We start from the raw sequence: 15,983 nt of genomic DNA on the forward strand, positions 1-15,983 counted from the left end.
CGATACCCAGACACCCCGCCCGCGCCACTCGAAAGCCTCTTTACGCCAACGATTTACCCAGGCTTTACGTTAGCTCGTTTTTTACAAGAAAGGGCGCCCACCGCAGTGAACGCCCTCGAAAACTATCCAGCCGATCGCGCTGCTCAGGAGCGGAAGATCACGTCCTCGCGGTTGAACATCTTCACGCACAACCACAAGGCGATGCCGGCATACACGGCCGACGAGCCGAAGATCAGCGCGATGTAATCCCAGTTCCACGTGCCGGAGAGCATCTCCTTGCACACGAGGCTCAGGTTCATGATCGGGATGAGCGCCGTCTTCGCACTCAACTCGATGCCGGGCAGCATGCCCATCGCCGTCGGGATGATGATCACGATCATCAACGGCGACACGAGACTCTGCGCTTCCTTAAAACTTTTCGCGAAGAGCGAGATGGCGAGTTCCGCCGCGGCAAACAGCACCGCCACCGGCACCACCATGGCAAACACGCCGAGCAGGCCGACCGGATCGATCAACATCGGCATGCCACCGCCGCCCGCCGCAGCGCCCGCACCGCCACCCGCGCCGGCGGCAAACACCATCGGCGCGACGAAAGCACTCACGCCCATCATTATCACCGTCAACGCGACCGTCGTGGCCGACGCCGTGAGCACCATGAAGAACTTGCCCATCACGATGTTGATGCGACCCAGCGGCGAGCAGAGCAGCGTTTCCATCGTGCCGCGTTCCTTTTCACCCGCGGTCAGATCCATCGCCGGATACATCGCGCCGGTGAAGCAGAGGATCACAATCATGTAGGGCACGAAGCCACCGATCGCGTTGCCGCCCACCTTCTCCGGCGGCGCGACGTTTTCCGTCTCCACCTTGAAGGGTTCGACCACACTGGCCGGAAGGTTGCGCGCCTCGAGCGCCGCCTGCACTCGGGCTTCGCGATAGTCGGTCAAAAAGCTGCGCAGCTCATCGCGGCCCATCTTCGACTTCAGCTCTCCCTGGTAGTGGTAGATCTTGACCGTCGGCACCTCGTCGCCTGCCAAGAGAGCGGCATCAAAGCCGGCCGGAATATCGACCGCCGCGCGTATCCGCTTCTCGGTTACGGCAGCCTTGAAGTCTTCGGTCGTCGTCACGACGCGAAACTCCTCGTGAGCCTTGAGCGCCGCGACCAGTTCCGGCGAATCCTCGCCGCCCACGATCATGATGGAGGACTGCTCCTGCTGCGCCTTCTTGATGACTTTCTGCATCACGAAGCCGGCGCCGAAGAACAGCAGCGGGATGACCACGGTGGGCACCACGAGGGTGGAAATGAGGGTGCGTTTGTCGCGCACCGTGTCGCGCAGTTCCTTGAAGTAGACGGTGCTGATGGCTTTCCAGTTCATTGGGTAAGTCTTTCGCTGGTTGGGTTGTGGGGTGGTCCGGCTTCAGCCTTGTTTTTCCGCCTGTTCGAGCGCGGCCTGCAGGGCGGCTTCACCGCCGACAGCTTTCACAAAAATCTCCTCCATGTCGTTCTCGCCAAACTGCTGCTGCAGCTCGGGCAAGGTGCCCTCGGCGACAAGTTTTCCGTCATGGATGATGCCGATCTTGTCGCAGAGTTTTTCGATCTCACTCATCACGTGCGACGAGTAGATCACCGTCTTGCCCCGATCGCGGCACTGGCGCACGAACCGCACGATGGCGCGCGCCGTCATCACATCGAGACCGAGCGTCGGCTCGTCGAAGATCATCACATCCGGATCATGCACCAGCGTGCGGGCGATCGACGTCTTCTGCTTCATGCCGGTGGAGAACTTTTCGCAGCGGCGGTCGAGGAAGTCGTGCATGTCGAGCTCGTCGGCGAGCTGCTTGATGCGGGCCTTGATCGCCTTGGTCTCCATGCCATTGAGCTCACCGAAGTAGGTGATCATCTCCCGCGCAGTGAGACGGCCGTAGAGCGCAGTCGAGGCGGCGAGAAAGCCGACCTTGGCTCGCACCAGCGCCGACTCTTTGACGACGTCGTGCCCGGCCACAATGGCCTGCCCCTCGACGGGTTTGAGCAGGGTGGCGATCATGCGCAGGGTGGTGGTTTTGCCCGCGCCATTGGCCCCCAGTAGGCCATAGATTTTGCCGGGTTCGCAGCTAAAGGACACATCGTCGACGGCGCGCACAACGCCCCGCTTCTTGTCCTTGAAGGTTTTGGTCAGGTGGGTGACTTCGATCATGGCTGGATGGGTAAGGAAGATTGGATAGCCGAAAACGCGCCAGCGGCTCAGTTTTCGCGGCGAGTGCTGAGCATGGTGACGGTGATGCCGCCGCCGATGGCGGCGCCCACGCCCCAGCCCAGTGATGCACTCATCGCCCACATGACACCGAGACCGGTGACGACAGCGGCGAACCAACGGGAGCGGCAAAACAGGGTAAGCGTTTTCATAACAAACAGGGAGGGGAGATGGGTAAGGGTGTAGTGAAGTTTTGATTACAAGCTCATGCGTTCACGGAACGCCTGGGCCTGGCGGCGGCTGAGCTCGACCTTGGCGCCGCCCTTGAGTTCAACCAGCAGGCCGCCGCTGAACCACGGCTCGATCTTTTCGATCCACTGCAGGTTGATCATCTGGCGACGGTTGGCGCGGAAGAAGGTCTTGGTGTCGAGCCGCGTCTCCATCGCATTGAGCGAGCGGAAGAGCTGCGGCTGAGCGTCGTCGAAATGCACGCGGGTGTAGTTGCCTTCGCTCTCGAGCAGGCGAATGCGCTTCACCTCGACGAACCAGCAGTGGTCGCCCTCCCGCACAAACACCTTGTCGTCGGGGCTGAGCACCTCGGGGCGATCCGCGCTCGGCGGCGGATTTGCGCCACTGCGCTCCCTCAGCCGCTCAATGGCCGCTTCGAGACGCACGGGATCGACGGGCTTGAGGAGGTAGTCGAGGGCGTTGAGCTCAAAGGCCTTCACCGCAAACTCGTCGTAGGCGGTGGTAAAAATCACCTGCGGCACCGGCGGCTCGAGCGACTCGAGAAACTCCAGGCCAGTCTCGCCGGGCATCTGCACATCCAGAAACAGCAGATCGGGATTCAGCTCTTTCAGCTTCTCGCGGGCCTGCTCGGCGTTGGCCGCCTCGCCGACAATTTCAATGCCGTCCACCTCGCCCAGCAGGCGACGCAGTTCGCCGCGCGCGAGGCGCTCATCATCAATCAACAACGCTTTCATGCAGATACTGTATCAGGGTTGGATTTGTTGCTCGCGCCGTCGCGACGACGGCGGCGTTCCCGCGGACCGGTGGTCGCTTCCGCCTCCTGCGGCACCACGACCGCGGCCGTGACCTGGTCGGGCGCACTCTGTTCGAGGGAGAGACGGGCGCTGTCGCCGAAGAGCAATTGCAGGCGATCGGACGCGTTGCGCAGGCCCACGCCCGTCGAGCGTTGCTGGGTGCGACCGGTGCCGGCCGAGCGCAGGTTGCCGGGGTTGCGCACCGCGATGTGCAGCTCGCCGTTTTCGATATGGGCGATGATTTCGATCTGCCCGCCGTTGGGTTGCTCGGCGATGCCGTATTTGACCGCGTTCTCCACCAGGGTCTGCAACAGCATCGGCGGCACGTGGCGGCGCAGGGTCTCCGGCGCGACATCGAGTTTGAGGCGCAGGCGCTCCTCGTGGCGGACCTGCTCCAGCGAAAGGTAGTCGTTCACGACCGTCAGCTCCTCCTCGAAGGAGACGGTCTGCTTGCGGCCCGCCTGCAGCGAGTAGCGCAGCATGTTGGCCAACTGCGTCACCGCTTCACGCGCCCGCCGCGGATCCTCGTCGATCAGAGCGCGAACGCTATTGAGCGAGTTGAACATGAAGTGCGGATTCACCTGCGACTTCAGCGCGCGCAGCTCGGCGTCCTTCACCACCGCGGTCAGGCGCAGTCGCTCGATCTCCGAGCGGTTGAAACGCGCATAGACATGATAGATGAAGTAGGCGCTCAACCACGCCGTATACATGATGGTGCCGTTGATGATGCTGATCAGGACCAGCAGGAAGGGGTTGATGCTGTCCGGCCACGGATGCCGCAGCACGCCATACACCCAGCCGAAGCCCACCACGCTCCACACCACCGACATGCCCAGCGCCAGGAACAGGCCCCGGGGCAACATCTTGACCCACGGCAACTCCCGCAGCTGCCAGCGATCGATGTAAATGCGCGCAAAGTGGGAAATCACCAGACCCAGCAGCACCGTGTGCACCAGCGTCATATAGTCGTCGACAGTCAGCGGCTCCTCCCGCGCACTCGACACCATCACGCTGATCACCAACTGCATGGCAAGAAACCCGCCCCAGCACAGCGCTTGGCAAATGACGTAGAGCCGCTCCTTCGCACGCTGGCGCTTGGCATCGGCTTGGGGGTCGGAAATGGGCACGGCGGAGTCGATCACGCCGCCACCCTACAGCAAGAACGCGCTTTCGGGGCAATCTTTGGACAAACGGCGATCCCCCATGACGAACGGCCCGCACGCGCGTCCCCTCCCACCTCTCCGCCCCCCCCCGACTTCAAACTTCCTACTTCCAACTTCATACTTAACCTCCCCCCCATGACTGCACCCCAAGTCGTTGTCGTCGGCAGCTACGTGACCGACCTCTGTTTCAACTGCGCCCACTTCCCCCGCCCGGGCGAGACCCTCGCCGGCACCTCTCGCACCGGCCCCGGTGGCAAGGGTTCCAACCAAGCCGTCGCTGCCGCCCGCGCCGGTGCCCCCACGCTCTACGTCGGCGCCATCGGCAATGACGCCTTCGGTCGCGAAGCCCAGGCCTTTTACGAGGCCGAGGGCATCCCCGCCCACTGGGCCATCAAACCCAAACAACCCACCGGCGCCGCCGCCATCCTCGTCAACGCCGAGGGCCAGAACCAGATCATCGTCGCCCTCGCCGCCAATCTCCACCTGCGCCGTGACGACCTGCCCATCGACGCCATCGACGGCGCCCGCATCGTCATCGCCCAACTCGAGGCCGATCTCCCCGCGACCACCCACGCGCTCAAACTGGGTCGCACCGCCGGCGCCCTCACCGTGCTCAACCCCGCCCCGCTCCGGCCCGACTTCCAGCCGGCCATGCTCAAGCACGTCGATATCCTCATCCCCAACGAGACCGAGTTCGTGGAGCTCATCAACCGCCTCGGCCACCAGCCCGGCCAGAAACCGCTCACCGCCAAAGCCCTGCTCAAACTCGCCCCTGCCAAACTGCACGCCCTCTGCGGCACCCTCGGCGTGCCCGTCGTCATCGTCACCCTCGGCCAACGCGGCTGCTTCATCTCCCGCGCCGACGGTTACCTCGAAATCCCCGCCTTCACCGTCGACGCCGTCGATACCACCGGCGCCGGCGACGCCTTTGTCGGCGGATTCGCCGCCGGTCTGCTCGAGCACGAGGGCGACCTCGCTGCCGCCGCCCGCCACGGTTGCGCCGTCGCCGCCCTCTCTGTCACCAAACCCGGCACCGCCCCCTCCATGCCCACCCGCACCGCCGTCAGCCGCTTCCTCAAAAAACACCCGGCCTGAGCCCCTCTCACCCGGCTGAACCGCCCATCTTACGATTTCCGCCGTTCATCCACGCAGACTGGCACTCGCGGCAAAACCGCTCACCGTGCCACCATGCTTACCCGTCTCCTCTGTCTATTGCTGATCGTTTCCGCGCCGGCGTTCGCCGCCACGGATTCAGCTCTGCCGCCGCGCGAGGTCGCTCCCACCGACAAGGCCGAGTTCCGTCGCCTCACCCTCGACAACGGCCTCAAGGTCCTCCTCGTCTCCGACGCCAACTTCAATAAGTCCGCCGCCTCGCTGGTCGTCTCCGTCGGCCAGATCGACGACCCGTTCGAGCACGCGGGCCTCGCTCACTTCCTCGAGCACATGCTCTTCCTCGGCACCGAGAAGTATCCCGACGTCTCCGAATACAGCGCCTACATCACGGCCAACGGCGGCTACAACAACGCCTACACCTCGACCGACCACACCAACTACCAATTTGAAGTCCGCCACGAGGCCCTCGAGGGCGCCCTCGACCGCTTCGCCCAGTTCTTCATCGCGCCGCTCTTCGTCGCCGACTACACCGAGCGTGAGGTCAACGCCGTGCACAACGAAGCCATGCGCCACGTGCAAAACGACCTACGCCGCATGCTCAATGTCCGCCGCGAGCTCTACAGCCCCGAGGCCGGCGAATCCAAGTTCTCCACCGGCAACAAGGACACCCTCGCCAACGCCACCCCCGCCATCGTCCGCGAGTTCTACGAAAACCACTACTCCGCCGATCGCATGGCCCTCGCCATCACCGGCACCGCCTCGCTCGACGAACTCGAGCGCATGGCCCGCGTCTCCTTCTCGCCCATCCCCGTGCGCGACCTGCCCGCCATCGAGCGCGAGCCGACCTTCCTGCCGCACAAGGAAGCCCTCCGCCTCGCCACCATCGAGCCCGTGCGCGAGCTGCGCCAACTCTGGATGGAGTTTGTCATCCCCTCCACCCGCCCGCACTTCGCGTCCAAAACCGACGCCTTCCTCCTCTCCTTGCTCAACTACGCGGGCAAGGGCGGCCTCGTCGAATACCTGAAGGACGCCGACCTCGCCACCAGCGTCGGCGGTTTCACCTGGACCCGCACCACCGGCTACGAGTCCCTCTTCATCTCCGCCGACCTCACCCCCAACGGGGCCGACAACATTCAGCAGGTCATGGAGACCTTCTTCGCCTACATCGAGCACCTGAAGGACTCTCCCTTCCCGGCCGACTTCTACGCCGACCAGGCCCGCATCGCCAACCTCCAGGAGACCTTCGAAGACCGCGGCGAAGGCGCCAACCTCGCCACCCGCCTCGCCAACAACGCCCTCTTCTTCCCGCTCGACGTCGCCGAACGAGCCGACATCGCCTGGGGTGAGCCCGACGAAGCCGCCTACCGCGAATTCCTCGGCGCCCTCACGCCCGACAACATGCTCGTGACCTTCCAGGCCAAGGGCGTGCCCACCGACCGGACCGAGGAAATCTACGGCACCGCCTACGGTTACAGCGAGACTGCCGGCGACGACTACAACCACCTGGTCAACCCGCCCGCCATCGACAGCTTTGCCCTGCCGTCCGCCAACCCCTTCCTGCCCGGCGAAACCAAACTCATCGCCGAGCGCCCGCTCTCCCTCATCGATGAAGCCGGGCTGCAACTCTACTACGCCCAGGACGTCGAGTTCGAGCGCCCGCAGGCCACCGTGCAGATGCGCTTCGTGCCCACCCGCGACATGGGCACGGCCGAGACCGACCTCCTGCTCCGCTTCTTCGAGACCTGCCTCTACGACGCCTTCGAAGCCGCCGCCGGCGACGCCAGTGTCGCGGGCCTTTCCTACTCCGTGGATATCGGCATGGAGGGCTTCGACCTCGCCGTCACCGGTTTCGCCGATTCCCCCGCGCGCTTCATCGAATACGTCACCGAGCGCCTCCTCGACTTCGAGATCACGCCCACCCGCTTCGCCTCTCTCCACGAGCGCGTGATGCGCAACCTACGCAGCTACGACCAGACCGAGGCCTACCAACTCGCCTCCCATCGTTCGTCCGCCGCCCTGCGCGAGTTCTACTTCCTGCCCAACCACTCCCTCGAGCGCGCCGAGTCCGTGACCTGGGACGAGGTGCACGACCTCGCCACCCGCTACTTCGCCACTGGCAAGGTCGAGGTGCTCGTGCACGGCCACCTCACCCCCGAGCGCGCCATCGAATCGGCCCGCGCCATCGCCGACGCTATCGGCGCCGAACCCGCCGCCGAACACGAGTTGCTGCGCCGCCGCCAACTTGAACTCGCCGCCGGCGAGCCCGTCATCGACACGGGTGCCATCGAAGGCGTGAACTCCACTTACCGCGCCAACTACCTCCTGCCCGACGCCACCCCGGCCGAACGCGCCGCCGCCGAGGTCATCGGCACCTTCATGAGTGAGCCCTTCTTCACCGAGCTGCGCACCAAACAACAGCTCGGCTACATCGTGGGCAGCGGTGCCGGATCCGCCGCCGAAGACATGCTTCTGCTCTACGTCATCCAATCGAGCACCCACGCCGCCGATGATCTGCGTCAGCGCGCCGAAACCTTCATCGCCACTCTGCCCGACCAGCTGGCCGCCCTCCCGACTGAGCAATGGGAAACGTTGCTCGCCGGCGCCCGCTCCTCCCTGGGCGAAAAGCCCAAGTCGATCGCCGACAAAACCGGTGTGCTCTTCGCCCGCGCTTACGACCACGGCGGCGATTGGGAACGCCAGCACGACACCCTCGCCGCCATCGATCAACTCGATCAGGCCGCGACCGCCGCGCTCTTCCGCCGTATCATCACTCCCGATACGGCCAAGTCGGTGATCGTGCTGCTCTCCAGCGGCGATCACGCCCCGAGCGAGGCCCCGGCCTCTTTCAGCGACCGCGAGGCCTGGAAGGCCGAACAGCAGTTCAACTGAGCGTCCGTCCCGGCGCCCTCCCTCATCTCGCCCGGCCCGCCAAGGCCGGGCGTTTTTTTAGGCCAACTCCCGCGCCTCCAGCACCTCCCGCAGACGCTCCCGTAGCGACGTGAAGGTAAAGGGCTTCGCCAGCACGCCCGCCGGATGAATCGATTGCGGCGGCAGGTTGGCGAGTTTTTGCGAGTAACCACTGATCAATACCACCGGCACCTCCGGGTTGATTTCGTTCATCATCGCATGCGCTTCGATGCCATCCATCCGTGGCATGGTGATATCGAGCAACACGCAGAAGAGCTCTGTCGAGCGCTCGCGAAAACGCTCCACGCCTTCCACGCCATCGATCGCGAGGATCACGTCGAAACCCATCTTGCGCAGCATCAGCTCGAGCACGCGCCGCAATGCGCCGTCATCGTCGACCAGCAGCACCGTGCCTTCGGCCAGCCAGGTGCCCGTTCGCGGTGTGGACGTTGGCGACGCGGCCTCCGCCTCTTCCGCGGCTCGCACCGGCAGCAACACCTGAAACGTCGCGCCTTGGCCCACCGCCGACTCCACGCGAATGCCGGCATGGTGGGCCCGCACGAACCCCTTCACCACCGCCAGCCCCAAACCGCTGCCAGTGAATTTCGTGGTATAGAACGGCTCAAAGATCCGCTGTCGCACCTCCCCGCTCATGCCGCATCCCGTATCCTTCACTTCGATACAAACGTAAGTGCCCGGCGCCAGTTTCGCTTCCCCCTCCAGTTGAAACACATCGAGCTCCGAAGCTCCAAAGCGCCGGGCAAACGTGCGCACGCACACGTCGCCGGACTGGTCCCCGATTGCCCCGGCGCCATTGAGCACCAGATTCAGCAACACCTGCTGTGCCTGCGTGGGCGCCACCAGCACCCGTGGCAAATCCTTCGCCAAGTCGGCCGCCAACTGCACCTTCGCGCTCACACTGGGCTTCACCAGCCGCAGCGTTTCCTCGACCACCTGATTTAAATCGACTTCGGCAAACTCAACCGGATTACGGCCGGCGTAGGTCAACATCTGCTGGCAAAGCGCCGAGGCGCGCACCGCGGTCTTTTCAATCGTATCGATGCACTTGCTCACCTCCGTGTTCTCCGGCAGATCCAGCCGCGCCAGGTTCGCGCTGCCCACCACCGACATCATGAGGTTGTTGAAGTCATGCGCGATACCGCCCGCCAGCACGCCCAGGCTCTCATTCTTCTGCACCCGCATCAGCTCCCGCTCGTGCTTCAGGCGATCCGCCTCGGCCTGACGCTGGGCGGACAGATCCCGCACAATGAACGAAAGGATATTTGTATCCATTTCGTCATCACGATGCCCCAGCACCAGCAACAGCGCCGGCAACTCCCGCCCGTCTGGCAGCGCGACGTTGCGTTCTGCCTGCCATAGGCCGGTCGTCACCACCTCCGGCACCACCTCCCGCCGCAATGAACCAGCCAGGTCGGCCCCCAGCACTTCCTCGAGCTTCCGCCCTTCCCATGAGCCGCCGCCGACAGGCTCGCCCCAGCGGCGCTGCATCGCGGCGTTGGCGTAGAGCACCTCCCCCTTCACATCGGTCGTGAACACGCTCTCGGGGGTGGCTTCAATAATGCGGAATAAGCGCGCAATCTCTGCTTCCGCGCGCTTGCGTTGGTTGATGTCCAGGGTGAGGCCGGAGAGCCGCACCGGTCGCCCCGCCGCATCCCACTGCGACACCGATCCCCGCGCCAAAATCCAATGCCACTGGCCGGCGCGCGTCCGCATGCGCATCTCCACCTCATACAACGGTGTATGGCCGGCCAGATGCTCCTGCAACTTCGCCTGCTCCGTGGCCAGGTCCTGAGGATGCGCCAACTCGCTCCACCGCTCCCGCAGCGGTCCTACCGCCTCTTCATCGTAGCCGAGCAAGCTCGTCAAACGGCTGTTGCTGGTAACTTGAGACGTTTGCGCGTCCCACTCCCACAAGCCTGCCTGAGCCCCATCGATGACGCGGTTCAACTGCGAGCGGCTGGTCGCCAATTCCGCCTCCGCCTGCTGCCGCCGCGTCACCAGCGCCCCCAGCCCCAACCCCACCCCGGCCACCGCGATCTCGAAGAGGAAAAAGACATAGGCATAGTCCGCCGAACTGCCCGTCAGGCGCAGCCCCACCAACCCGGTCATCGTTACCATCAATGTCGCCAACACCGCCCCCGGCATGCCATGGATCATGCAGATCCAAACGAGCGGCAGAAACCCCAGAAAAAACGCGTGGTGCTCCCGCAAAATCGGCACCAACAGCACGGCCGCCACCGACCCTACCAACAACACACAGCTCACCACCGTCACCACCCGTCGCGCCAGCGAACCCGCCGGAGGCCACGGCACCTTGCCCTGCCCATCCCACCACGGCGCGACAAACACCATGACTACGGGCACCACCGTGAGCAGGCCGCTCACATCTCCGATCCACCACCGCACCACCGCGATCAGGAAATCCCAGCCGGTTCCCGCCTCCGGCGTTCCTGCCCACGCCACCCCCGAACTCACCAAGGCGAGCAGCAGGGGGGACCCCAGGATAGCCCCGAAAAACACCACCGACTCGCGCAACGACCCGGGCAACAATCGGGTCCCCGACCACCGCCGCACCGCCCAAGCCGTCAACGCAAAGCCGCCCGTGATTAGACTCGGAAACACCCACGTTCCCCACGCCGCCGGCGACGCGCCGGTTGAAAGCGCGCCAAGCACATTGGCGAGCCACACTACTCCGGCATACCGGGGCCCCATAATCACCAACATCGCGAGCGCCAAACCCGCCGGGGCATACCAGATGGAAACCGCTACAGCCCCTCCCGATACCTCAAACCATGCCGCCAAATGATGGGTGAGCAGGTGCAGACCCACGTAAGCCAAACAAAGCAGCGTAGACCGTGACGACTTGGTCATAAGAGCAGGCCGAAGAATATCATAGCAAAGTATCCCCCATCGGGCGGAAACCGCTGCTCTTGAGCAATCTTGGACTCATTCTATCAGTTTGAAAAACAGGCCACCGCGCCGCCGCCCACATCCATGACGAGCACCCCCGCTTCGCGGGCGACCGCCAGCGCACTACTCCCGGATTCTGGCAACTCCCGCCGCCAGCCCGTCTGCCCTCCCGCCGTGGTCGCTTCGTTGACCGGCCAAGAGGCCACGGCCCCACCACCGCCTTCCACCGCCACGATCGATTCACTCGCCCCGTGCCAGATCAAGTTCTGCGGGGACCCCGCCAAGCGCCGCTCTGCCCGCGTCGCGACCGTCCCATCCGACTCTCCCGCCCAGCGCTGCACCGTCCCGCCCTCGCCCGCCTGCACCGCCACCACCACCTGCCCCATTGGCTCTGCGATCGCCAACGCCGCCACCTGCTCACCCTCCGCCACCCGACGTGCCCAGATCGGCTGGCCGGTGCGAAGAAACGCAGACGTCTCGAAGCACCGCACCCACCCCGCCGAACTCCCCACCACAAACTGCCCACCATCCGTCGCCACCGCCAGGACCCGAAACGACTCTCCATCCGGCAGATCGAATTCCTTGAGCGGCACCAGCATCCCTCCCGAATTACTCAGCACACCAACGCGCCCGTCCGCAGCCTGCCAAACAATCGTGGTGCCATCGTCCGCCAATCCCACCGCGTTGATCACTGCGCCCGCCCGCTCGTCCGGCGCGTAATCGCCCACCTTCGAAAACCCGTCGGTATCGAGCACACGACAAAACACCTCCACGCGTTCCGCCGCCGCCACCAGCCACAGGCCATCTCGCGAGAGCGCCACCTGATTCACGCGCCGCACCGTGCGGTGTTTCAACAAGACCGCTCCAGAGTCCGCATCATATGCCCGCACAAACCCCTGCGGCGCTTCCTCCTGATACTCCCCGCCTGCCGCCACAAAACGCCCGTTGCCCGACACCGCCACCGAGCACACCCCCGTCCACCCCGTCACCGCATCCCGCCACCGCACCCCGCCGTCTCCATTTAAACAATACACCGACTGCACCACCGGCATCGGCGGACGCGACTCCGCCTGCTCCGCCCACAGCCCCGGTTGCCCGCAATACGTCCCGGCGACCACCGTCCCGCCATCATCCGCCACCGCCAAGGTTTGGATACTACACACGGCGCCGCCCGGGGAACAGGTCCACAGCAGCGGCACCCCTGAGTCGAAAGCGGGATCAGTCATAAACGGGGAAGCCAGAAACCGCACGCTGGCGATACCGCCCCCGTAGCGCAAAACCAAACGTATCCACCCAAACGGCACCTGTTGAACTTGCACCAACACCCACCCCGCCGTCACTTGCGGCTCCCTTCGCCCGCCCCCAGCCTGCCTCTCATGCCCCGGACTCTACCCTCCCTTCTCACCGCCTTGTTGCTCTCCGCCGCGACCGCCTTCGCCGCCGATGGCAGCACTCCGCAACCCCAAGCCCTCGGCTCGCCGCTACCGGATTTTGAACTGCCCGGCATCGCGCCCGACGGCTCGGTGCAGACCTACACTCCGGCCGACTTCGCCTCCGCCAAGCTCCTCTGCATCATCTTCACCTGCAACCACTGCCCCACCGCGCAGCGCTACGAAGAGCGCATCAAACAACTCACCACCGACTACGCGCCCCAGGGCGTCGCCGTCGTCGCCATCAACCCCAACAACGCCGAGGCCGTGCGTCTCGATGAGATGGCCTGGACCGATGTGGGCGACAGTTTCGCCGACATGCAGATCCGCCACGCCCACAAAGAATTTAACTTCCCCTACCTCGACGACGGCGAGACCCAGGCCATCTCCCGCGTCTTCGGCCCCGTCGCCACCCCGCACGTCTTCATCTACGACCAGGACCGCAAGCTCGCCTTCCAGGGCCGCATCGACGACGCCGAGCTCCCGCAATACATCAAACACCACGACACCCGCGACGCCCTCGACGCCCTGCTCGCCGGCCACGCGCCGGAAGTGCAGACCACCCGCGTCTTCGGCTGCTCCGTCAAGTGGGCCGAGAAGGCCGAAGGCTACAACAAGCTCTGGGCCCAACGCCTGAAGGAAGAACCCGTCACCCTCGAGCACGCCACCGCCGCCGACTTCGTCGCCCTCCGCGAAAACCAGGACTCCGGCAAGATCCGCGTCATCAACGTCTGGGCCACCTGGTGCGGCCCCTGCGTCTCCGAGTTCCCCGATCTCGTCGACCTCAACGTCACCTTCCGCAACCGCGACTTCGAACTCGTCACCATCGCCGCCGAGTATCCCAAAATGGAAGCCAAGGCGCTCAAGTTCCTCCAGCAGCAGCACGCCTCCATGCAGAACTACATCTTCGGCGACACCGACAAATACGCCAACATCGAGGCCATCGATCCCGAGTGGAGCGGCGCCCTGCCCCACACTCTCGTGATCGACGAAAAGGGCGAAGTCATCTTCCGCCACACCGGCCCGATCGACTTCATCGAGCTCCGCCGCCTGCTCCTCCCCGCCCTCGAAGCCATCACTCCCTGGGGCGGCCTCGACGGCAACTGAGCGCTGGCGTATCCACGATTCCCCGACACCAAAAACGCCGCCCCACACCGGGGCGGCGTTTTTTCGTCGAACCTCTATTCGACTCAGAGGTGCTTCTGCAGGAAGGCCTCGATACCTTCGAAGAGTTGCAGGCGGGTCTGCAGCAGCGAGCCGCCCGTCAGCGTGAGCACCTCGAAGGGCTTCTGCTTCGCGCGCAGCTCGGCGACGAGCGCCTCGGCCTCCTTTTGCTCCACACTCTCACCACCGAGCTCGCGCACCACCAGCAGCGGCGCCTGGAGTTGCCCGATGCGCTCGGCCGGTGAGATGGCGTTGAACTGCGCCCGATCGGTCGCCGGGTCGCCGAGCAGCTTGAAGATCGCGCCGTAGCTCGGGTCGTCCTCGCGCTCGAGGCCGATCTCATTGGCCAGGCGAGTCCAATCGTAGATGCCGGAGAAGGTCACGCCGCAGGCATAAAGCGTCGGGTCATCAACCATGCTTGCCACCGCGAGGTAGCCACCAAAACCACCACCCGAGATCGCCACCCGCTTCTCGTCGATCATGCCCGTGCGCAGCACCGTCTTGACCGCGCGCGACACGTCGAGGCGCATCATCGCAAAGTCCGCACGCGCCTTCTCGGCGAAGAGCCAGTCGTAGCCGGTCGAGCCGCGATAGTTCGGTTGCAACACCGCGTAGCCGCGGGCCGCCAGCACCTGCACCTCGGCGTCAAAACCCCAGGAGTTGCGCGCCCACGGGCCACCATGCGGCAGCACCACGAGCGGAGCCGGGTTGTCCTTCGACGCGCCTTCGGGCAGCGTCACGTAGGCGTCGAGCTTCTTGCCGTCGGCCGTGGTGTATTTGATCACGCTGGTCGGACGCAGGTCGTCTTCGTTGATCCAGGGACGCTCGCTGGCCAGCAGGCCCACCGTGCGCTTCGTGAGGTTGACCGTGTAGTAGGCCGGCGGATTGCGGTCAGAGGACACGGCCACAAGCAGCAGGTCACCCGAGTTGCTGCCATCCAACAGCTGCACGAGTTTGCCCGGGAAGAAGGCACTCAGCACGCCCTGCAGTTTGCGGTAGCTCTCGTTGAACCACACCGAGGTCGGCGCCGCCCGGTCATAGATCGCGCCCACAATCGTGTGGGACGCCGGGTCGCGGTAGATCGCGCCATTGAAGTCGTAGTTCTCGTCGCGCAGCACCAGCTCACCCACTTCGCCCGTGAGCGAATCCATCAGGAACAAGCCCGCCGGCTCACCGTCGCCACTGCGCAGCCGCACCAGCAACTCGCCGATCTGTTGGCCGACATCGACGATGTCGATCTCCTCGAGATCGAGCGCCGACGGGATCCAGCCGGTGCCGTCCCACACGTGCAACACCACGCGGCCATTCTCGTCGGCCGTGTAAGCGAAACCGAGGTTGCCCTCCGCATCGGCGAGGTAACCGAGCTGGGTGCGACCGGCCGGCGTCGGGACCACACGCAGCACGTGGGCGTCATTAAATTCCGCCACCTGCGCCCAGGCCTCCTCGTTTTCTTCGCCCCGCACATCGATGAAACCGCCCTGGTTCAGCGCGGCGTCGAGTTCGACCACCGCGGGTTGGCCGTCCGGGCCGCCGACCGAAACCCACACCAGGGGCTTCATCGGCGAGCCCGCCGGCACGCCCACCACAGTGGCGGCGCCGTATTGGAAAACCGGATAAGCCCCGGCCGGATCGTTGACGTCCACCACCAGCAGACCGAGTTGCGCGCCGCCGAGATTGGCGAGCGTGTAGGCGATATGTTGATCATCGAGCCACCAAAACCCGGTCACCTGCACACCGTTGCCGCCGCCGATGAAGACCTCGCTGCCATCCACGCCGATTTCCTTCACCATCAGCTGGTAGGTCTCGCCGCCGCCCGAAAAGAGCGCCGCGACGTGGGTGCCCGCGCGGTTGAGCGCAGGAACCTGGATGAGCGGAGACCGCAAAAAGGCTTCGACCGGAGTCGGGCCGGCGACGGTGGCTTCGGCCGCCGTCGGGGCGGGAGAGGAAGAGTCCTGGGCGACCACCGGCGCGACGAGCGCGGGCAGCAGCAACCACAGGGACCAACGACAAAAACGCGGGAGTTTCATGGCAGAATGCAAGGGA

Annotated in this window: 11 protein-coding genes; 3 read left to right on the forward strand and 8 right to left on the reverse strand. The window is 64.8% G+C overall.

Translation table 11 applies throughout. From position 1 onward, the window contains the following. Nucleotides 1-143 precede the first annotated feature (143 nt). The 5 genes from K1X11_RS11605 to K1X11_RS11625 are packed head-to-tail and all read right to left on the reverse strand — an operon-like array spanning nt 144 to nt 4,374. A complete protein-coding gene (locus K1X11_RS11605) occupies nt 144-1,373 on the reverse strand; it encodes an ABC transporter permease (RefSeq protein ID WP_221032021.1) in 1,230 nt (409 codons plus the stop codon). Nucleotides 1,374-1,415: 42 nt separating this feature from the next. After that, nucleotides 1,416-2,192 (reverse strand): ABC transporter ATP-binding protein, encoded by a 777-nt coding sequence (locus tag K1X11_RS11610; RefSeq protein ID WP_221032020.1) that lies wholly within the window; start codon nt 2,190-2,192, stop codon nt 1,416-1,418. 47 nt (nt 2,193-2,239) lie between these two features. After that, a complete protein-coding gene (locus tag K1X11_RS11615) occupies nt 2,240-2,401 on the reverse strand; it encodes a hypothetical protein (RefSeq protein ID WP_221032019.1) in 162 nt (53 codons plus the stop codon). 45 nt (nt 2,402-2,446) lie between these two features. Further along, a complete protein-coding gene (locus K1X11_RS11620; protein WP_221032018.1) occupies nt 2,447-3,172 on the reverse strand; it encodes a LytR/AlgR family response regulator transcription factor in 726 nt (241 codons plus the stop codon). Beyond that, the gene (locus K1X11_RS11625) at nt 3,169-4,374 is read right to left on the reverse strand and encodes a sensor histidine kinase (protein WP_221032017.1); all 1,206 of its coding nucleotides are present in this window, start codon (nt 4,372-4,374) and stop codon (nt 3,169-3,171) included. Before K1X11_RS11625 ends, K1X11_RS11620 begins: the two co-directional genes overlap by 4 nt. Nucleotides 4,375-4,530: 156 nt before the next feature. On the opposite strand from K1X11_RS11625, the gene K1X11_RS11630 reads away from it, so the two are divergent. Then, nucleotides 4,531-5,490, forward strand: a complete 960-nt coding sequence (locus K1X11_RS11630) for a ribokinase (protein ID WP_221032016.1) — start codon at nt 4,531-4,533, stop codon at nt 5,488-5,490. 93 nt (nt 5,491-5,583) lie between these two features. Continuing rightward, complete coding sequence (locus K1X11_RS11635; RefSeq protein ID WP_221032015.1) at nt 5,584-8,397, forward strand: insulinase family protein; 2,814 nt, start codon at nt 5,584-5,586, stop codon at nt 8,395-8,397. Nucleotides 8,398-8,454: 57 nt separating this feature from the next. Here K1X11_RS11635 and K1X11_RS11640 read toward each other — a convergent pair whose 3' ends face one another. Together K1X11_RS11640 and K1X11_RS11645 are read right to left on the reverse strand one after the other, a co-directional pair. Further along, a complete protein-coding gene (locus K1X11_RS11640) occupies nt 8,455-11,307 on the reverse strand; it encodes an ATP-binding protein (RefSeq protein WP_221032014.1) in 2,853 nt (950 codons plus the stop codon). 83 nt (nt 11,308-11,390) lie between these two features. Next, nucleotides 11,391-12,572 carry a WD40 repeat domain-containing protein gene (locus K1X11_RS11645; RefSeq protein ID WP_221032013.1) on the reverse strand — a complete coding sequence of 394 codons (1,182 nt, stop codon included), beginning with the start codon at nt 12,570-12,572 and terminating at the stop codon, nt 11,391-11,393. 150 nt (nt 12,573-12,722) lie between these two features. On the opposite strand from K1X11_RS11645, the gene K1X11_RS11650 reads away from it, so the two are divergent. Then, nucleotides 12,723-13,883 carry a redoxin family protein gene (locus K1X11_RS11650; RefSeq protein WP_221032012.1) on the forward strand — a complete coding sequence of 387 codons (1,161 nt, stop codon included), beginning with the start codon at nt 12,723-12,725 and terminating at the stop codon, nt 13,881-13,883. A gap of 83 nt (nt 13,884-13,966) precedes the next feature. On the opposite strand, the gene K1X11_RS11655 is transcribed toward K1X11_RS11650, so the two are convergent. After that, complete coding sequence (locus K1X11_RS11655) at nt 13,967-15,967, reverse strand: alpha/beta hydrolase family protein (protein ID WP_221032011.1); 2,001 nt, start codon at nt 15,965-15,967, stop codon at nt 13,967-13,969. Nucleotides 15,968-15,983 lie beyond the last annotated feature (16 nt).

The sequence above is a fragment of the Actomonas aquatica genome, from assembly GCF_019679435.2.
Taxonomy (GTDB): domain Bacteria; phylum Verrucomicrobiota; class Verrucomicrobiia; order Opitutales; family Opitutaceae; genus Actomonas; species Actomonas aquatica.